Origin of the sequence: Stenomitos frigidus ULC18, assembly GCF_003003795.1 — a bacterium.
GTDB classification, from domain to species: domain Bacteria; phylum Cyanobacteriota; class Cyanobacteriia; order Leptolyngbyales; family Leptolyngbyaceae; genus Stenomitos; species Stenomitos frigidus_A.
Genome location: NZ_PVWK01000158.1, coordinates 97,966 through 117,780, shown reverse-complemented (window position 1 = coordinate 117,780; position 19,815 = coordinate 97,966). Strand labels below are relative to the sequence as shown.

Here is a 19,815-nt window from a genome sequence, read left to right as displayed (position 1 = left end):
ATCCATCACCGTTTAGTCAAGACGATGGCCGCAACTCGCGCAAAAGCGATCGCTCGGCTTCACCACTACACCACACTGGCTACAAAAATTTCGCTGCCCACAAGCCACATTGGCTGTGTCTGGCGAACTGGTTGGTGAGGGTTTTGTTGATTGCAGATTGTCGTCCGATCGCGCGATCGGGTTCATGCTCAGCCGCATGTTGCCCATTTGCATCGACATCGTGCCTGGCTCCATTTGCATGTCACCCATCGTCATCGGTGGCAGGGGCGACATCGACTGCATTGGAGGCATTGATGGCATTGGGGTTACAGGTCTCTGAGTCATCGGCTGTACGGTTACTGGTTGCGCCTCAGTCAAAGAAGGAGTCTCATGCAAGGTGCTCAAGCGGCTTCCCTGAATGTGTAAAAAACGTTCACCGTGAGCAGTATGAAGCTTGACTACAACACCGATCGCCGCCCGAAAGGCCTCTGGTATTGCCGTCCAAATCCCTGTTTGAATGCTGCTACTCGACTGCTGTTGCTGTCCAGGGCCGGTGGTGGTGGTGGTTACATGAGTTTGTTCGCCCAAGTTCTCAAGGTAGACACACTGCCCGCTATCCAGTTCAAACGTATAGCCCACGCTCGTCGCCTCTCAACACAATTTACCTCACCTCTATTTTGCCAGGTCTCTACATTCCAGTGTGCCAGTTCTCTACACTCCAGGTCTGCCACGTCTCTACATTCCAAGTTTGCCACGTGTGAGAAGTCCTCAGTTGCTGTTAACTCTCGAAAATGGCACCGCGTCGTTTCAGATCGGCCACCACCTCCCTAGTTAAACCCTGATTGCCACCCAGCAACGTCTTCTCAAACGTAGCGCCTGCTAAGTTGGCGTCGCTCAAGTTTGCCCAACGCAGGTCAGCATTGCTGAGATTTGTGCCATAGAGGTTGGCACCTGCAAAGTCAACGCTAGTGAGGCTAGAACGGCGCAGGTCTACGTGGTTGAGAGAAGCTAAATGTAAGGTGGCATGATCAAGTTTGCAACCAATTAACACGGCACGCCTTAAATCGACATGGTTTAGATTTGCTTTGGTCATGTTTGCGCCCGTGAAATTAGCACTCAACATCTGCGCTCTCACCAGGTTAACGCCCATCATGTCAGCGCTCACTAGGCTCGCATTGTTCAAATTGACGTTGATGAGCGTTGCACCGACCAGGCTCGCGTTAATAAAACTGGCATTTGCTAAGTTGGCATTGGCCAGGTTTGCTTGAGAGAGATTTGTAGCAATAAAATTTGCCCCTGCCAGTTGAGCAGAGCGCAGATCGAGCCCGCTTAAGTCTGCTGTCGAAAAATCTTTGGCAGGATCAAGTCCAGCAATTTTGGCCAGTTCAAAGAAGTCGTCGGTTTCTGCCTCTACAATCCGCTGAATCAGTTCTCGAAGGCGCTGCAGCGATCTTTCACTAACCATGTTTTAATAACCTACCCCACGAGTGCAGGGCGTTGCGCAAGGAACACCTACGGCTAAAACTACAGTGCAGTCTCAGCTGGTTTCGCAATGTTCTCAATGCTGCCTGCTCTGCTGACCTCAATGCCGATTGGGTCATGCCTACCGCAGCAAGGCTTCGAGCTGAAGTATGAATACAAAAAAACCTCATGCTCTATTGTAGATGAGGTCTCATAAAAATAAATTGTCGTCAAAAAAAACTTTAGCCGATCGCGGAGCTACAGTGACTAAAGTGAAAGTCATGCAGCTTAAGCTTGCTTTGAGAGCAACTACAACCCTAAGTCTGGCTAAAAGAGTTCCAGTTACGCAACGTCAAGCTCGGCTTTTGCAACCCACATCTCAATGAGACGTTTGACGATCGCTTCTTTGTTAGGGCTAAGACCTTGAGGCATCAAGCTTTCTACTAACGCATCAGTATCAGAAGATACAGCTAAAAAGCGACTCTGATTATCTTGATTATCTGACGCCGATGCTGTTGTACTGCGCTCTGCGGGAGAAACGAGACGATTCAAGGTGTTAAGTTGGCGGTGTTCTGGTCGAAGCATCATGGTAGGAGTGTTTGCGTTTCAAATGGAGAGCGGCCAACTCTCTCAGGACAAATAACTGCAAATCTTAAAGCTGAACCTAGATCTTCAGGAAACTATCGCCAAGGGCAGGCTCCAACATGAGAGCTAGAAAACTCACCCCTAGTGAATATTAACGCTTCAGGGCTAGCAGTCAAGCGCTATCTCAAGAAAGTCTCATTCCAAAAATGGCATCGCAAGTCAGATTTTGATCTAGCTACTGATAACAGTATGCCCAAGATGACCCGACGATAACATCACCCGATCAGGGATGAACCCGTGTACATGGAATCTTCATACAGTGGGCAGACGGTAGAAGTTAGTGGTCAGGAATGAGTGGGGGCAGGCGTCAGGCGTCAGCGTTTACCGATAGGGGTAGTTTATGGATGATGGAGGACTAATGTTTGAAGTCCCATCGTCTAAAGGCTCAGACTAAACGTTCAAAGGGGCTCTTGAGTAGGATGCGCTTTGTGATCATCGATCGCCTGAGCGATGAACCATTCCAGTTTGGAAACGAAGACAGGTTCGGCAAATTCGCGCGCACGCTCAATACATGCCTGGGACGAAAAGCGTCGTCCTTCAAATTGCACGATCGCGTGACACAGGCTGTCTACTGTGGGTTGAGTGAACAACAGACCTGTGCGATCATTCAAAATGACCTTGCGCATGCCGCTTGACGCCGAGGCAATGACAGGAATACCGTGCCCCATCGCTTCAACAGGAGCAATGCCAAAATCAGCATCCTGGCAAGGAAAGAGCACTGCCTTTGCATGCGCGTAAAGATCGGCCATTGCCTCTTTGGCGACATTGCCTAGAAAACGCACCTGAGCACCAGCAAGGTGCTGGAGTCGCTCTCTTTCGCTGCCCGAACCGATGACCCAAAGCGGACGATCGAGCTGGCTGCAGGCTGCCACCGCTAGATCTGGCTGCTGGTGCTTGGTTAATGGGCCGACGTATAAGTAGTAGTCATTGCCCGCCTCACCGCTGCCTTGGATTTGGACGGGTGGCGGAATGATGGCTGCTGAGCGACGATAAAATTTGCGAATACGTCGCGCTACGACTTCGGAGTTCGTCACAAAGCGATCGACTCGCTGTGCGGCATAAAAGTCGTATTGCCGCAGATGAGTCTCGATCCAGCGCTGATACCAATGGCGATCGCCATTGGTTTGAGGCAAATCCCAAAGGTCGCGGGGTGGCGTGTGGCAATAGCTGATATGTAGCGTTTCGGAACGGGTCAACACAGATTTGCTGAGATACTGACCGGATGATGAAAGCACCAGATCATAGGCAGATAAATCCAGCGCTTCCCAGCAGTAGGGCAAGAGTGGTCTAAACGCCTGATGGTAAGTGGCAATTCCCGGCAGTTGCTGCGAGGGTGCTGTGCGAATATCCCAATCGTCAAAAATGGCGATCGCGTCGCCCAGCTGTTTACGATCAACAAAGGCGGTATAGACGGGAGCTTCAGGATACATCTGATGGAGCACTCGCAAGACTTGCTCTGCCTCACCGTACTCGCGCAGGTAGTCATGAACGAGAGCAACTTTCATGTGAACAAACCTTCACGATCGCGATCGCCTGACTGAATCCTACTCTGAGTTTGCCCTAATGCAGTCAACCTAATGCAGTCAAATGAACGCTGCATCGCACGACATTGCCATCGTCAGCCCGATCACTCCTTGCTTCACAGGTGCGTTAATAGAGAAAAGCGCATCCCTTAGAGACGGACTCATGGCAAAAGCACCGAAACCCAGCGAACAGAGGATTGTGCTAGAGAAGATCAGCTGGCAGCAGTTTGAGACAATCTTGGCGGAAACGGGAGTTGAGCGCACGACTCGCTTCACCTTCGATCGTGGTCGTCTAGAAATGATGACGCCACTTGACGAACATGAACGTTGCCACAAGCTCATCGAATCACTCATTCTGGTGCTCGTGGATGAGATGCAGCTACCGGTTGAAGGCTACAAAGCGCCGACACTGATGCGTTCTGATTTGAAGTTAGCGATCGAGCCAGAAACAGGCTACTACATCCAACACGCGGCTGATGTTCACAGCAAAGCGGCGATCGAACTCAGGGTAGATCCACCACCCGACTTGGTTCTGGACGTTTCTCTCAATGCCAGCACTTTGGATAGACTGTCGATCTACGCTGCGTTGGGTGTCCCTGAAGTTTGGCGCTATGTCAGCCAAGCGGGAGATGATTTTTTCAAGGGAAATTTGCAAACTTATCGGTTACATGGCACTCGCTACGTTGAGTCCACCAACGGGTTTGCGTTCCCGTTTTTGCCTGCGGGTCGGATTCTGCAATTTATTGACGAGAGCGATGCGTTAGGTTTAATGACGGCACTGCGATCGCTGCGCGACTGGGTGCAAGGTCTGCGTTTGTAGGGACGTGACATGTCACGTCCCTACAAAGGTCTGTAACGTTCTGATTAAATCGCAGGCGATGTCCAGCACATTGAGATGAAACTATGAACTCTCTAACCTCTACAACCAAATTCCTCAGTGCGGTTCCAGTGCTGCCAGCGGTTGACATTGCCGCCACGATCGCATTCTACGACCAGAAACTCGGCTTCGCCATTGATTTTCAGTCTGATGACTATGCTGGTTTGCGTCGAGGTGGGGCACAAATTCATCTCTGGCAGTGCAGCGATCGACAGTTAGCGGAAAACACCAGTTGTCGCATCAACGTCAGCGGCATCGACGCTATCTATGACGAGTATCAGACGCAAAACGTGATTCATCCGAATGGTGCGATCGCCACCAAACTTTGGGGCTTGCGCGAATTTGCCGTTTTGGATCCAAATGGTAACTGTCTCACCTTCGCTGAACCGCCTGCAACGCTGAACCGCCGCGATCACACCGACTAATTTCAGCGACGGAACTTTAGGAAACGTCAAAGATCGATACAATAAAGCCTGTTATCCTGGCGTGCTTTTTTATGTCTGCCCCGATCGCTGCCCCGTTCTCTCCTGAAGACATTGCTGCAGAAGGCATTAAGCCAGAAGAGTACGAAGAAATTGTGCGTCGCCTCGGTCGCCATCCCAACAAAGCCGAGCTTGGCATGTTTGGGGTGATGTGGTCAGAGCACTGCTGCTACAAGAATTCTCGACCGTTGCTCAAGCAGTTTCCGACCGAAGGCGATCGTGTCCTGGTGGGCCCTGGTGAGAACGCAGGCGTGGTTGATCTGGGCGATGGGCTGCAACTGGCATTCAAAATTGAGTCTCACAACCATCCCTCTGCTGTAGAGCCGTTTCAAGGTGCAGCAACCGGGGTCGGTGGCATCTTGCGGGATATCTTTACGATGGGGGCACGCCCGATCGCCCTCCTTAACTCCCTTCGCTTTGGTTCCCTGGATGATGCCCGGACTCGTCGCTTGTTTAGCGGTGTCGTTGCTGGCATTGCTCACTACGGCAACTGCGTCGGCGTTCCTACAGTCGGCGGTGAAATCTATTTCGATCGCGCTTACTCCGACAACCCACTGGTAAACGTCATGGCGTTGGGCTTGATGGAAACACCGGAGATTGTTGTGTCAGGTGCGAAAGGCCTTGGCAACCCTGTCCTCTATGTCGGTTCGACAACGGGACGCGATGGCATGGGTGGAGCCAGTTTTGCCAGCGCTGAGTTGAGTGATGCCTCAATGGACGATCGCCCCGCTGTGCAAGTCGGCGATCCCTTCCTGGAAAAATCTCTGATCGAAGCGTGTCTAGAAGCCTTCAAAACTGGAGCCGTGGTTGCTGCTCAAGATATGGGCGCAGCGGGCATCACCTGTTCCACCTCAGAAATGGCAGCCAAAGGTGGCGTTGGCATTGAATTCGATCTCGATCGGATTCCAGTGCGCGAAACGGGGATGGTGCCCTACGAATATCTATTGTCCGAATCTCAAGAGCGGATGCTTTTTGTTGCGCATAAGGGACGTGAACAAGAACTCATCGATATCTTTGAGCGCTGGGGACTTCACGCTGTTGTGGCTGGCACCGTCATTGAAGAGCCGATCGTGCGCATTTTGTTTAAAGGCGAAGTCGCTGCCGAAGTTCTCGCCACGGCCTTATCCGACAACACGCCCATTTACCACCGCGAACTGCTAGCCGAACCACCCGCCTACGCTCGCGAAGCCTGGGCATGGACTCCCGATCGTCTCCCCTCTTGCACGCCTGAAGGTATTGAGATTCAAGGCGTTCAACAAACGTGGAGTGACATTCTGTTGCAGTTGCTGGCAAGCCCGACGATCGCCTCCAAACGCTGGGTCTATCGCCAGTATGACCACCAAGTGCAGAACAACACTGTGATGCTGCCTGGTGGAGCCGATGCCGCGATCGTCCGCATCCGTCCCCACACCCCACACCCCACACCCCACACCCCTCCTGGTGTTGCTGCCACTGTTGATTGCAATCCCCGTTACGTCTATCTGCATCCCTATGAAGGTGCAAAAGCAGCGGTGGCTGAAGCCGCTCGTAACTTAAGCTGTGTCGGAGCCGAACCCTTAGCGGTTACTGACAACCTAAATTTTGGCAGTCCTGAAAAGCCGATCGGCTACTGGCAGCTGGCCGAAGCCTGCCGTGGCTTAGCCGAAGCCTGCAAAGAATTCAGCACTCCCGTCACAGGCGGCAACGTCTCCCTTTACAACGAAACGCTGGATGCAGATGGCAAGCCCCAACCCATTTACCCCACACCTGTAGTCGGCATGGTTGGTTTGATTCCCGATTTAACCAAAATTGTCGGTCAAGGTTGGCAAGCAGAGGGCGATTTGATCTACCTTCTCGGAGCACTGACCGAGAGTGTTGAGCGAAGCAACTCGGAGCAATCTTCACCCCTCTCTCCTCACCCCTCTCTCCTCACTCTAGGCGGCTCTGAATATCTGGCAGTCATCCATCACACGATCGCCGGCATGCCTCCCATCATCGACTTTGATCTGGAGCGCCGCGTTCAAGCTGTCTGTCGTGAGGGTATCCGTCAGGGTTGGGTTCAATCTGCTCATGACTGTGCTGAAGGTGGTTTAGCAGTGGCGCTGGCGGAGTCTTGCCTGAGTGGACAACATGGAGCCGCGATCGCCCTGCCATTCTCATCCTCCCGCATCGATCAACTGCTATTTGCTGAAGGCGGTGCGCGAATAATTGTATCGATCGCGCCTGCTGTGCGAACCGATTGGGAAGCTTATCTAAACCAGCAGCTTTCAGGCAACTGGCAGGAGATTGGCACTGTCACCGCTCAAGAAACGTCTTTACAGATCTGCACCACCTCGCATCCACTGCTTGACCTCACTTTCGCAGACATGGGCGATCGCTGGCACCACGCGATCGAGCGTCAGTTGGCTCAGTAGACTCTTGAAGCTTCCTGTGAGTACTCCTCAGTTTGGCAGCATTGGAGCAAGGTTCATAATTGTTACGATGGAATTGTCAGTTAATGAGAAGATTAAATAAATATTAAGTGATGGTTGTTTTCGTCCTCATTGTCTGACCTTTTTCTCACTAACCCCATCCATAATCAGGAGCTGAACTGCAGCATGACATCCGACCAACTCTTCCCTGTTGACCAGTCCTTTGCTCAGTCTGCTTCGCTTCTGGCAGAGTCAACCGCTTCAGACAAGCCAGAAGAAGCTTGTGGTGTGTTTGGCGTTTTTGCTCCAGAGGAAGATGTGGCTACGCTGACCTATTTTGGGTTGTATGCGCTGCAGCATCGTGGGCAGGAGTCTGCTGGCATTGCAACCTTTGATGGCGATCGTGTGCGTTTGCATAAAGAGATGGGGCTGGTTTCACAGGTGTTCAGCGAACCTGTTTTGAGTAAACTGACTGGGACAATGGCGATCGGGCATACTCGTTACTCCACAACAGGCTCTAGTCGAGTCGTCAACGCTCAGCCTGCGGTCGTTGAAACCCGTCTGGGCAACTTGGCGCTGGCGCACAACGGCAACTTGGTCAACGCACCCGACCTGCGAGAAGACTTGCTCAAAAGCAACTTCACGCTGCTCACTACCACCGATTCGGAAATGATTGCACTGGCGATCGCTGAAGAAGTGAACAACGGTAAAGGCTGGCTGGAAGGAGCTATCAGCGCGTTTCATCGCTGTCAGGGTGCCTTTAGTCTCACGATCGGTACTCCAACGGGGATGATGGGGGTTCGCGATCCCAACGGCATTCGTCCCCTTGTCATTGGTACGCTACCGCAAGCCAAGCCAACCGATTCCTTACGCTATGTGCTTGCCTCTGAAACCTGTGGCTTAGATATCATCGGTGCTGACTACGTGCGCGATGTGGAACCCGGTGAGTTGGTGTGGATTACAGAAGAAGGGCTGGCATCGTTCCATTGGACAAAGGAAACGACGCCCAAACTCTGCATTTTCGAGATGATCTATTTTGCACGCCCCGATAGCGTTATGCAGGCTGAAAGCCTTTATAGCTACCGGATGCGGATTGGTCGTCGTTTGGCGATCGAGTCTCCTATCGACGCGGATATTGTGATTGCTGTACCTGATTCGGGTATTCCCGCCGCGATCGGGTATTCCCAGGCGTCCGGCATTCCTTACGCAGAAGGATTGATCAAAAACCGCTACGTGGGTCGTACCTTTATTCAGCCCACCCAAACCATGCGTGAATCGGGCATCAAAATGAAGCTCAATCCGCTGAAAGATGTGCTGGCAGGTAAGCGCGTGATTCTTGTAGATGATTCGATCGTTCGGGGTACGACTAGCCGCAAAATCGTCAAAGCATTGCGCGATGCAGGCGCGACTGAGGTGCACATGCGTGTCTCTTCACCACCCGTCACTCATCCTTGCTTCTACGGCATTGATACCGATAATCAGGATCAACTCATCGCTGCGACCAAAGACGTTGCCGAAATCGCTGACCAAATTGGTGTCGATTCCTTGAGCTACCTGACCTGGGAAGGCATGTTAGACGAAACGCGCCATGATCCCAATAACTTCTGCTCTGCCTGCTTTACAGGCGACTATCCCGTGCCAGTGCCCGAACCCGTGAAGCGATCGAAGTTGAGACTTGAGGCGATTGCCCCCCTGGAAACAGTCACAACGGGTTAACCCCTGCCAGAAACCGGGTTTCTCTTTGTTGCATTAACCAGTGCTCGATGCGTCACTCCAGAAACCCGGTTTCTCTCGGTTCGTTAGGACAGAAAGCCGACTGCTTGAGCGCCCTTTAAGTCATCTGGTGATTAAAGTACTCTGAGGTCATCAAACCCGATCGGCTAGAGCGTCGCGTATAGTTCTTCAACATGTAGTTCAGGTCGTCTGGGAAGAGAGACGCCGTTAGCGCATCGTGGGGCGTGATTACGCCCCCTTCATAGAGATCAAATAGCGCCTGGTTGAGGGTTTGGCTGCCGTCTTTGCCTTCTTCCATGAGCTGATAAATTTCTTCGATCGCTCCCTTTTGCAGGTAGTCCCGAATGGTGTCAGTGTTGACCATAATTTCTAAAGCGGCTGTGCGTCCACCGTGGACGGTCGGCACCAAAGCCTGGGCAATCACGGCACGAAGCGCATCGACAATTTGAATCCGCACCGTTTCTTGTTCTTCAGGCGTATAAAAATTGAGCAGACGCTTGAAGGCGTTGACAGAGCCTTTGGTATGCAGGGTGCCTAAAACTAGATGTCCAGTGAGTGAGGCACGAATCGCAGTATCGACGGTTTCACGATCGCGCATCTCGCCAATCAGGATGATATCTGGGTCTTGGCGTAGCGCCCCTCGGAGTGCATCCTTAAATTCTTGGGTATGCAGCCCGACTTCGCGTTGAGAGACGAGCGATTGATTGGAGCTGTGGACATATTCGATCGGGTCTTCGATCGTTACAATCTTACGCGGCAGCGTTTCATTTACATGCCGCAGCATGGCAGCTAGCGATGTCGATTTACCAGAGTTGACCGAGCCGGTCACTAAAATCAAGCCTTGCCGTTCTTCTGCAAGCACGCCCAAAATATCTGGCAGTCCCAATTTTCGCAGCGTTGGTACGTCCAGTGAGATGAGACGCAACACCATGGCACCGCCCATAATCGATTGCGAGCAGTTGACTCGACACCGCACCATACCCTCATAGAGAATCGCCGTGTCCAGCTCTTGCCTGACTCGAAACTGTTCCTGCTGATTGGTCGATAGCACCTCGTGCAAAAAATCTTCAAACTGGCGCGCCGTAATTTTACCGTACGTCTCCTGCTTGACCATTTTGCCTTGAATCCGGAAGCGCACCGGCTCACCGACCTGCAGGTGAATATCAGAGGCTCGTTGTTTGCACGCATCCTCCACCATGACCTGCACAGTGCCCCGTCGTTGCACCTCTCGATCGGGTCCATCTAGCGCGATCGCGTTGAGACTCATGGCTTCCGTTCCCTGCGCTGTAGGACCGCAGTTGATGCGACCCTGCATGAAGCCAGGAATCCGCACCTCGGCATCCAGCTTGCGAATTTCCAGATAATGCTTGAGTTGCTGAGGGCTCAGCACTTCCTGAAGATAATGCCGAAACTGTTCTGGTGTCAGTGGCGAAAGGTGATCCTGCGGCAGGAGCTTGCCGCTCATCCGATAGAACGGGGGGCGACCAGGCTGAAGATACAACGCTGTTGCACCACGGTCGTAAGCGTCTTGAATGACAAACCGGATAGAGGTGCTTGCATCAGACTTCGATCCGGTAGAAGCGTTAGTAGCGGTCATAGCAAGTGGCTTCCAAAGCGAGGAGAAAGTGAGCGTGAATCCCAGGGACGACTATCAAAAAATGTGCTGAAGCGATCGATCACAAGTGGTTGAACCATAGCATTGGGCTAGCAACTTTAGAGGGCTGCTTGAGAAAACGGCATACTCACTCAGCCTGACACTGCCACGTCCTGTCAGTTAACTCACAGCCAGTCCATGCGCTAGGGTCAGCCACTTCCTGATCACCTTTTGTTCTATGATGACCAACCATGACTGCTCGAAAGCAGCCATAAATAAAACTATTTAACCGGACTCGTAAGCGTTTTCGCAACCGAAAGAGGCGATGAACTCAGCAATCGTTGGGTCAAACGAGCACTGCTCGACCAGATGCCAACCAGCAGGAACGCTAAAGGCTAAAGACATTCGCACCTGCAGTTTAATCTACCCTGCACAGGTAAAGCACTATCACATAAGCTTTCGTGAAGTTTGATGAAAGTTTCATCAAGAACTGCTGATTAGTATCGCTTCTGTCGATCGCCGTTAGGGGCTGCCATCTTCGGTGGGCAGAGAGAAGCCTAAAACTCTCCCACAGACAGAGGAAAAGCTAGTTTACCTGGACAATCTTTACAAGTGGAATCACGAGAGCAGGAATGAGAGATGGTAGCACAATCACTGAAGGGCAAGGTTGCCGTCATCACAGGTGCAGGCTCTGGCATTGGTCGAGCGGCGGCGCTGCTGTTGGCAGAACAAGGTGCCGCGATCGCGACGATCGACCAGACGCGAGAGCACAGTGAGGAAACCATTGATCACGTACATCAGAATGGCGGCAACGGCATGGTGACAGTTGCCGATATTGCTCAGCCCGATCAAGTGCAGCAATCCTTTCAACAAATCGCCAATGCCTTTGGTCGCATCGATATCGTGTTTGCGAACGCGGGTATTAATGGCGTCTGGGCACCGATCGAAAAACTCACTGCCGAAGAATGGGACAAGACCCTGGATACCAATCTCAAAGGCACCTTTCTCACCACCAAGTATGCGGTTCCCTACCTGAAAAAGCAGGGTGGCTCCGTTGTGATTACATCGTCTGTTAACGGCACCCGCATTTTTAGCAATACTGGCGCAACTGCCTACGCCACCTCTAAAGCGGCTCAAGTTGCGTTTACCAAAATGGTGGCGCTAGAGTTGGCACCTCATCGGGTGCGGGTGAATGTGATTTGCCCCGGCGCAATCATGACGGGCATCAACGAGAGCACGACGCGACGCGACCTGGAGCAAATCCAAACACCAGTCGAATTCCCTAAGGGTAAAATTCCACTCACTGATGGACAACCAGGTACCTCCGAGCAGGTTGCTCAACTTGTCTTATTCCTCGCCTCCGATGCCTCCAGCCACATCAGCGGCACCGAGATCTGGATCGATGGCACCGAGTCGTTGTTGAAAGGATAAAGGATGAGAGCCAAAGGCATTAAGCATAAGGCTAAAGGCTGAAGGCTGAATTCAAAACTCTCTAGCTTGTCGGCGCGTACACGCAGTGGCTCCTTTGGAGCTAGCGCTACTCAAAACTCAAAACTTATCCTTCATCCTTTATCCTTTCTCTCTATGCCCCAAGTCTTTGGCAAACTTCCCATCCACGCCCGTTCCTGGACGACGTTAGGCGCTGTAACATCTGTTGAAAAAGACGATCGCGGTGTTTACTGTCGCTGTGGCGATGCACTCTTGTCAGTCACGGTACTGACTCAAGCATTAATCCGAGTGCGGGTAGCACCAACGGGACAACTGCTGCCGCGCCGATCGTGGGCAGTCGCCAAAGATGATGCAGACTATTTGCCCGTGCTGATGGGCGTGCAGGAAACGGAGGATGCGATCGAGATCAACACCGATAAAATGCTGGTTCGCATTGAGCGCGATCCCTGCCGTATCGTATGCATGGATCAAGCAGGCAGGAGGTTTGCTGAAGATGCCGAAACAGGCATCGGCTGGTCTGAGAATACAGTGGCTGGCTGGAAAAAAATTGCAGCAGACGAACACTTCTATGGGTTTGGTGAACGTACGGGATTGCTAGACAAGCGTGCCGAGCGCAAGACCAACTGGACGCTTGATGCCCTGGACTACACGACGCTGGCAGATGAGATGTACCAGGCGATTCCATTTTTTATGGCGTTGCGTCCCCACGTCGGCTATGGCATTTTTTTCAACACCACATTCTGGAGCCAGTTTGACTTGGGAGCCAGCAAACCCGGCATGTGGCAGATGGAAACCCACAGTGGCGAATTGGACTATTACATTGTCTACGGGCCGACGCCTGCTGAGATTCTGGAAACCTATACGCAACTGACGGGACGGATGCCACTGCCGCCCAAGTGGTCGATCGGCTATCACCAGTGCCGCTGGAGCTATGAATCGGAAGACGTGGTGCGGAAACTGGCACAGGAGTTCCGCGATCGCCGTATTCCCTGTGATGTGATTCATCTAGACATCGACTACATGAATGGCTATCGGGTTTTTACCTGGAGTCCGAAGCGCTTCGCAGAGCCAGCGAAGCTGATTGGCGACCTGAAAGAGGCAGGCTTTAACGTGGTGACGATCGTCGATCCCGGTGTGAAATACGAACCGGAAGCCGATTACACCCTCTTCGAAGATGGGTTAGAGCACGACTACTTTGTGCGGCAAGCCAACGGCGAAATCTTTCACGGCTATGTGTGGCCTGACAAAGCGGTGTTTCCTGACTTCCTGAAGCCAGACGTGCGGCACTGGTGGGGCGATGCTCAAAAAGCACTAACCGATGCTGGCGTGGCAGGCATCTGGAATGACATGAACGAACCCGCCATCGTCGATCGCCCCTTTGGAGACGAGGGCGTTCACATCTGGTTTCCCCTCGATTCGCCGCAGGGGCCTGCAGAGGAGCAAACCACCCATGCCGAAGCGCACAATCTTTATGGGTTAGGCATGTCACAAGCCTGTGCCGAAGGGCTAGAGCGCTTGCGTCCCAACGAGCGATCGTTTGTGCTGACGCGATCAGGCTATGCGGGAGTGCAGCGCTGGTCGTCAGTCTGGATGGGCGATAACCAGTCCTGGTGGGAGCATCTGGAGCTATCGATCCCCATGCTTTGCAATATGGGGTTGTCTGGTGTGGCGTTTGTTGGCGCTGACATTGGTGGCTTTGCTGGCAACGCGACGGCTGAACTGTTTGCCCGCTGGATGCAGGTGGGGCTGCTCTATCCGTTGATGCGTGCCCACTCATCCATGAAGACCGAGAAGCATGAACCGTGGGTGTTTGGCGAACAAACGGAACGCATTTGCCGCGAGTACATTGAGCTGCGCTATCGGCTCTTGCCCTACCTCTATACCCTGTTCTGGGAAGCCGCGACTACAGGCGCGCCCATTCTGCGTCCATTGCTCTATCACTATCCCAACGATCGCCAGACCTATGCTCTGTATGATCAGGTTTTTCTCGGCGCGTCAATTATGGCGGCTCCAGTCTACCGTCCTGGTGTCGATCATCGAGCCGTCTATCTACCCGAAGGCGTTTGGTACGACTGGTGGACAGGCGATCGCTACGAGGGATCAACCCACCTTCTCGCCCACGCACCGCTGGAACGGATGCCGCTCTACGTCAAAGCCGGAGCCATCATTCCCATGCAGCCTGTCATGCAGTATGTCGATGAACACCCGATCGACGAACTCCGCTTACGCATTTGGCCCGGTGACGGCGAATTCACCTTCTACGAAGATGACGGCCACAGTTTTGAGTATCGCGACGGTGCTTGGGCAACCACCGTATATCGAGTTGCTGCGGATGGCGAACACACGACTGTTTACATCCAAGCTCGACAGGGTCACTGGACGCCGCCAGCCCGAACCGTCATTGTCGAACTCGTCGGCGTTGGCGAACAGCCGTTTGAGGATGATGGCAGCGATCGTACGCTCACGTTCTAATTGGCTAACTAAGCGCATATCGGGTGGGCGTCAGTAGTTAGTAGCCAGTAGTCAGTAGTCAACCGTTTAGAGTAACGTTGATAGCTGACCGCTGACCGCTGATAGCTGACTTACAGCAAGAACTCCTCGATCGCAGCAGCAACCCCGTCCTGCTCAACGTCTGGGGCAATCCAATTCGCCAAAGCCTGGACAGGCTCCGGTGCATTGCCCATCGCGATTCCAATGCCTGCGTATTCAATCATCTCAACGTCATTAAAGTTATCGCCGATCGCCATGACGTTTTCTGCTTTCAACCCTAAATGTTCTTCAGCAAGGTAGCGTACTGCGGTGCCCTTACTGACCAGCGGATTGGTGGCTTCAAAGAAGGTGGCAACCGATTTGGTGAGATACAGTTCTGCGGGCGTGTAACGCTGTTGCAGGCTTCCCAGCAGCGTATTGATTAGATCAATGTCATCACTCAGCGCCAGCACTTTGGTTGGCTCGGTCGCTAGAGCAGTACGCAAATCACCCACCGCGATCGGCTGAATGCCTGAACGTACCGCGTACTCTTTTGTTTCTGAAGTGATTTCGCGCACGTAAAGCTGGTCATTGATATAAAAATGCACTGAGAGCAACGATCGCAGTTCGGGTTGTTCAAAGTGATCTAGAAGCTGAAGTACCAGTGCTTTTGGCACCGTCCAATGACGATAGACTGCTTGGGTCGTTGGATCTTGAATGAGTGCACCCTGATACGCCATCAGCGGCAGCGTGGAGCCAACGGCCTGATGAAAGCGCACCGCAGCTTGATACATCCGACCCGTTGCGATCGCGACTTGAATCCCCTTTGCCTGAACCGCACGAATCGCCTTGATAACCGGCTCACGAATCTCATTTGAAACACCTGCGATCGTGCCGTCAATGTCGAGCACGAGGAGTTTGATGTCTACAGAAGAGGATTGGTTTGGCATGGGGAAAGGATAAGGGATGAAGGATAAGTTTTGAGTTTTGAGTTTTGAATTTAGCTTTTAGCTTTTAGCCTTTAGCCTTTAGCCTTTAGCCTTCAGCTTTCAGCTTTCAGCCTTTAGCCTTCAGCTTTCAGCCTTCAGCTTTCAGCCTTTTTAGCGATCGTCCATTACTTTCCGTCCATTACTAAATTAACGGCTGATAATGTGAAGGCAAATCTCATAGTAGCTTGTGGGCTATGGCAGAGGCAGAGAGTCGTCGTCGGGCAAGTCGTCAAGTATTGTTAGCATCACTGTGGCTGACACTACTCGTTTTGGTTGTAAAGGTTTGGATCGGTTGGGCAACGCAGTCCTTGAGTTTGCTTGCAGAATCGCTACAAACGCTGATTAATGGGTTTAGCCTTCTGCTTAGCACGATCGCGATTGCGTCGCGCTACCCTGCGACCCGTGAGGTGGGCGGTCATGGCAAGGTAGAGGCCAGTATGGCGCTGCTGCTGGTAGCGCTAATGGGGTTTGCCTGCCTGAGTCTGCTGGTGCTATCAGTGCAGCAGCTTGGAGCGATCGCCCAAGATTCTACTTTAGTGTTTGTACGCATGAATCCGCCGCTGTTTCAGTTGCTAGGTGTAGTGCTGGCGACCAATTTCTGCCTCGCCTGTTTTCAGCGCTACGAAGCAGGTCTTTTGGAAAATAATGCCCTTCGCTTTAGCGCTGCTCATCTGTTTCGGGACACATGGTTGATGCTCCCTGTCCTGGGAGCATTGCTTGGTGTGGGTCATGGCTACCTTTGGCTCGACCCCATTTTAGCGATGGTGCTGGTGTTTCTGGCTGTTTATAATTGTTCAAGCGTGGTTCATTGGCAATTGCCATCGCTGATGAAGCAAATTGCGATCGCCCCCGAAGCGTTAGCCCAAACCATTCACCAGGTTGATGGGATTACGCATTGCTACGGCATCCAATCACGCGGCATGGTCGGTCGTCAGGTGTTTGTCGAAATGCATTTGATTCTGCATCCAGAGTGTATGAGTGTGGCACGGACGATCGCGGAACGGGTGGAACGGGTGATCCGCGATCGCTATGGGCCTGCGAAAGTGGTGATTTATATCGATAGCGATCGACCCAAGAGCGATTAAACCCAAGATCCCCGACTTCTTCAAGAAGTCGGGGATCTGATGAGCGATCGCGGCTCTGATTTAGCTGATGCAGTCTTTGAGATGGCTTAAGCTAGCTCTGAACTCAGTCGAGCTAGCTTGGAACTGGGTCGAGCGATCGTTGCGGCTACTGAAGTCATCGTTGGACTCAGTTGAGCCAGTGTTGTACCGGGTCGAGCCATGGTTTCGCTCAGTCAGGCGATCGCTGAGATGAGTCGAGTGATGGTTTTGCTCAGTCAGGCGATCGCTAAGCTGAGTTGAGCCTGTTTAAAGCTGAGTCAACCGACTGATGAGGTCGCTTGAGCCGTACTTGACTCTGCTTTGGCGTGTCGCTTGCCCATTGCTTTAAACCGCTCACCGAGTTGGTCTGCAACGCTCTTGAGGCCGGGTGCGTGTTTGGCAGCGGTTTTCACATAGTCATACACCAACAGACTGCTTGCCATCGATTCACTGCCCACTGCCATGAGGGTGTCATCTACTTTTTCGGTGAGTTGCTCCAGCAGGTTCAGTACTTCGGTGAGGGCGACCGCTAACTGATAATCGCGATTGAATTCGGCAATATTAAAGCTGGCAGGCACGACTTCAGCATTGTTTTGGGTGACGTTCAAGCTGTTGTTGACGAAGGCTAAACTCCTGTCGCCCATTTTCACCCGTTTGCGGCGCTCGTCGGGGGTGAGGCTAACCAGGAAGGGCATGTTGGTATGGATAGTGGCGATCGCGGCTTTGATTTCCTGCAATTTTTCGGGTGTCAGTGTGGCGCTAATGTTTTCGTAAGGCATGAGAGGATCTCCAAAGAGTAAAGGCGGCGGGATGGGTTGCGGTTGCGGCGATCGCCACAGCCACAACTATTCGTCTTAGAATTCCCGCTGACGGAGATTTAGAACAGGGCTACGTCGATATGCTGGATGCTTCAGAGGAAGGACTTTTCAGACATCCTCTTATACTGTGCAGAGGCGACATTGGCATTTGTGGCAGTTCTCGGCTATAACCAAGCTAAATTTCTCTAAGAGATGATGAAAAAAGTAACGCTGTTTCTGGCATCGTCGTCTGAGCTAAAAGACGATCGCGAGCAGTTCGAGCTTTTTATTTACCGCAAGTGCAAAGCCTGGTTCGATCGGGGTATCTTTCTGCATCTGGATGTCTGGGAAGACTTTTTGGATGCGATGTCGGCGGGGGGCTTGCAGAGCGAGTACAACAAGACGCTCAAAGCCTGCGACATCTTTGTGCTGCTGGCATTTAACAAAGTGGGTAAGTATACGGCTGAAGAGTTTAGCCATGCGTTTGGGCAGTTTGCCGCCACGCAGAAGCCGTTTATCTTTACCTACTTCAAGACACCCACCACGACCCAAAACCGGGATGACCTCAAGAGCCTGTGGGCGTTTGAAGACACGCTGAAAGAATTGCATCACTACAAAACGGAGTATCACACCATTGAAGGCTTGCGAGAGCACTTTGGCAACCAGCTCGACAAGCTGGCGGCGGCTCATTTCCTGGAATTGCAGCCTGAGGTTATGAATCAAGAAGGGGTGCCCTCAGCTAGCTCAGCGAATGCAGCAACGGTGTCTGGGCAGGGGAGTAAGGTGTATCAGGACATTAAAGACAGCACGATTACAGATAGCTCCAAAACCTACAACATCGACAAGATTGACCAGGCGCGGTTTGAGTAAGGCAGGAGACAAAACCTCCGAGGTTTCGCAAACCTCGGAGGTTTAAGACGAGGTTTATACGATGACAGACACCAAAACCTATAACATCGGCAATATTGAAACGGCGCAGTTTTTCGTTCAATCGCTGGACTATCAGGCGTTAGAGAAGAGCATCGCTAAACAGAAAAAAATGGTGCAACTGCTGATGCAGACAGGTGAAGCTGAACAGGCAATTGAGGCAGAAAAAGAGCTAGACGACCTGGAACACCAAAAAGAGCAACTGAAGGAAAACGTCTTGCGGCTGTATGAGGCGTTTACCAAGATCGAGATCAACACGGAACGGTTAGCGCAGGCAAAAGCCCACTTTGACCAGGGTGAGTTTCGGGAAGCCGATGCCATTTTGAATGCGGCAGACATGGCGCGAGACCTGAACCAACTGCTAGAGCGGGATCAGCAGCTTGACCAACAAAAAGCCGAGATTGCCCAGCACCGCACTCAGCTTGCCAATGAGTTTTTGATTAAAGCGCGCCTGTGGGCGACCTTCTATGACCAGCCCAACCGCTTTGAGCAAAGCTGTGCTTATTTTGAGGAAGCGTTGCGGTCAAGCAGAACCTCCGAAGCCGTCTTTGAGTATGCTTATTTTCTACAGGAACACAACTGCTTTGACCAGGCAAAACCGCTTTACGCAGAAGTCTTGCAGACCTATCGCACCTTAGCGGCGGAGAACCCGCGCACCTATTTGCCTGACGTCGCGATGACCCTGAACAATTTGGCGAATTTGCAAGCGGATCAAAATGACTATGCCACGGCGCAAGGCAGCTATGAAGAGGCGTTGCAGATTCGGCGCACCTTAGCGGCGGAGAACCCGCGCACCTATTTGCCGTATGTCGCAACGACCCTGAACAATTTGGCGATTTTGCAAAAGGCGCAAAATGACTATGCCACGGCGCAACGCAGCTATGAAGAGGCGTTGCAGATTCAGCGCACCTTAGCGGCGGAGAACCCGCGCACCTATTTGCCTGACGTCGCGATGACCCTGAACAATTTGGCGATTTTGCAACAGACTCAAAATGACTATGCCACGGCGCAAGGCAGCTATGAAGAGGCGTTGCAGCTGTATCGCACCTTAGCGGAGTCGAACCCGCGCACCTATTTGCCGTATGTAGCAACGACCCTGAACAATTTGGCGAATTTGCAAAAGGCGCAAAATGACTATGCCACGGCGCAAGGCAGCTATGAAGAGGCGTTGCAGATTCGGCGCACCTTAGCGGAGTCGAACCCGCGCACCTATTTGCCTGACGTCGCGATGACCCTGAACAATTTGGCGAATTTGCAAAAGGCGCAAAATGACTATGCCACGGCGCAAGGCAGCTATGAAGAGGCGTTGCAGATTCGGCGCACCTTAGCGGAGTCGAACCCGCGCACCTATTTGCCTGACGTCGCGATGACCCTGAACAATTTGGCGAATTTGCAA

Annotated in this window: 16 protein-coding genes; 9 read left to right on the top strand and 7 right to left on the bottom strand. The window is 52.4% G+C overall.

Annotated elements, in window-relative coordinates:
- Positions 1 to 12: 12 nt before the first annotated feature.
- The 4 genes from C7B82_RS29590 to C7B82_RS29575 all read right to left on the bottom strand — a co-directional run bounded on the left by C7B82_RS29590 (position 13) and on the right by C7B82_RS29575 (position 3,590).
- The gene (locus tag C7B82_RS29590; RefSeq protein WP_106260766.1) at positions 13 to 618 is read right to left on the bottom strand and encodes a zinc ribbon domain-containing protein; all 606 of its coding nucleotides are present in this window, start codon (positions 616 to 618) and stop codon (positions 13 to 15) included.
- Between the two features lie 139 nt (positions 619 to 757).
- Positions 758 to 1,444 (bottom strand): pentapeptide repeat-containing protein, encoded by a 687-nt coding sequence (locus C7B82_RS29585; RefSeq protein WP_106260765.1) that lies wholly within the window; start codon positions 1,442 to 1,444, stop codon positions 758 to 760.
- A 338-nt stretch (positions 1,445 to 1,782) separates the two neighbouring features.
- Positions 1,783 to 2,025 carry a hypothetical protein gene (locus tag C7B82_RS29580; RefSeq protein WP_146141314.1) on the bottom strand — a complete coding sequence of 81 codons (243 nt, stop codon included), beginning with the start codon at positions 2,023 to 2,025 and terminating at the stop codon, positions 1,783 to 1,785.
- 458 nt (positions 2,026 to 2,483) lie between these two features.
- Positions 2,484 to 3,590 carry a glycosyltransferase gene (locus tag C7B82_RS29575; RefSeq protein WP_106260762.1) on the bottom strand — a complete coding sequence of 369 codons (1,107 nt, stop codon included), beginning with the start codon at positions 3,588 to 3,590 and terminating at the stop codon, positions 2,484 to 2,486.
- Between the two features lie 82 nt (positions 3,591 to 3,672).
- Between C7B82_RS29575 and C7B82_RS29570 the strand changes: the two genes are divergently transcribed.
- From C7B82_RS29570 to purF, 4 genes are all read left to right on the top strand, one after another.
- Positions 3,673 to 4,428 carry a Uma2 family endonuclease gene (locus tag C7B82_RS29570; RefSeq protein WP_106260760.1) on the top strand — a complete coding sequence of 252 codons (756 nt, stop codon included), beginning with the start codon at positions 3,673 to 3,675 and terminating at the stop codon, positions 4,426 to 4,428.
- Positions 4,429 to 4,511: 83 nt separating this feature from the next.
- On the top strand, positions 4,512 to 4,910 hold the full coding sequence (locus C7B82_RS29565) for a bleomycin resistance protein (protein ID WP_106260758.1): 399 nt from the start codon (positions 4,512 to 4,514) through the stop codon (positions 4,908 to 4,910).
- Positions 4,911 to 4,981: 71 nt separating this feature from the next.
- Positions 4,982 to 7,360, top strand: a complete 2,379-nt coding sequence (gene purL / locus C7B82_RS29560) for a phosphoribosylformylglycinamidine synthase subunit PurL (RefSeq protein WP_106260757.1) — start codon at positions 4,982 to 4,984, stop codon at positions 7,358 to 7,360.
- Between the two features lie 183 nt (positions 7,361 to 7,543).
- Positions 7,544 to 9,073 (top strand): amidophosphoribosyltransferase, encoded by a 1,530-nt coding sequence (purF, locus tag C7B82_RS29555; RefSeq protein ID WP_106260755.1) that lies wholly within the window; start codon positions 7,544 to 7,546, stop codon positions 9,071 to 9,073.
- Between the two features lie 115 nt (positions 9,074 to 9,188).
- On the opposite strand, the gene C7B82_RS29550 is transcribed toward purF, so the two are convergent.
- Positions 9,189 to 10,688 carry a type IV pilus twitching motility protein PilT gene (locus C7B82_RS29550; protein WP_106260754.1) on the bottom strand — a complete coding sequence of 500 codons (1,500 nt, stop codon included), beginning with the start codon at positions 10,686 to 10,688 and terminating at the stop codon, positions 9,189 to 9,191.
- A gap of 636 nt (positions 10,689 to 11,324) precedes the next feature.
- Between C7B82_RS29550 and C7B82_RS29545 the strand changes: the two genes are divergently transcribed.
- On the top strand, positions 11,325 to 12,116 hold the full coding sequence (locus C7B82_RS29545; RefSeq protein ID WP_106260752.1) for an SDR family oxidoreductase: 792 nt from the start codon (positions 11,325 to 11,327) through the stop codon (positions 12,114 to 12,116).
- A 153-nt stretch (positions 12,117 to 12,269) separates the two neighbouring features.
- Positions 12,270 to 14,606 carry a glycoside hydrolase family 31 protein gene (locus C7B82_RS29540; protein WP_106260750.1) on the top strand — a complete coding sequence of 779 codons (2,337 nt, stop codon included), beginning with the start codon at positions 12,270 to 12,272 and terminating at the stop codon, positions 14,604 to 14,606.
- Positions 14,607 to 14,716: 110 nt separating this feature from the next.
- Here C7B82_RS29540 and C7B82_RS29535 read toward each other — a convergent pair whose 3' ends face one another.
- A complete protein-coding gene (locus C7B82_RS29535) occupies positions 14,717 to 15,553 on the bottom strand; it encodes a Cof-type HAD-IIB family hydrolase (protein WP_106260749.1) in 837 nt (278 codons plus the stop codon).
- Positions 15,554 to 15,786: 233 nt separating this feature from the next.
- Between C7B82_RS29535 and C7B82_RS29530 the strand changes: the two genes are divergently transcribed.
- Positions 15,787 to 16,677, top strand: a complete 891-nt coding sequence (locus C7B82_RS29530) for a cation diffusion facilitator family transporter (RefSeq protein ID WP_106260747.1) — start codon at positions 15,787 to 15,789, stop codon at positions 16,675 to 16,677.
- Positions 16,678 to 16,973: 296 nt separating this feature from the next.
- Here C7B82_RS29530 and C7B82_RS29525 read toward each other — a convergent pair whose 3' ends face one another.
- The gene (locus tag C7B82_RS29525) at positions 16,974 to 17,474 is read right to left on the bottom strand and encodes a hypothetical protein (protein WP_106260746.1); all 501 of its coding nucleotides are present in this window, start codon (positions 17,472 to 17,474) and stop codon (positions 16,974 to 16,976) included.
- Positions 17,475 to 17,708: 234 nt separating this feature from the next.
- Between C7B82_RS29525 and C7B82_RS29520 the strand changes: the two genes are divergently transcribed.
- Positions 17,709 to 18,362: a hypothetical protein gene (locus tag C7B82_RS29520; RefSeq protein WP_106260744.1), complete on the top strand. Its 654-nt coding sequence runs from the start codon at positions 17,709 to 17,711 to the stop codon at positions 18,360 to 18,362.
- Between the two features lie 61 nt (positions 18,363 to 18,423).
- On the top strand, positions 18,424 to 19,815 hold a 1,392-nt coding region (locus C7B82_RS29515; RefSeq protein ID WP_146141313.1), incomplete at its 3' end, for a tetratricopeptide repeat protein.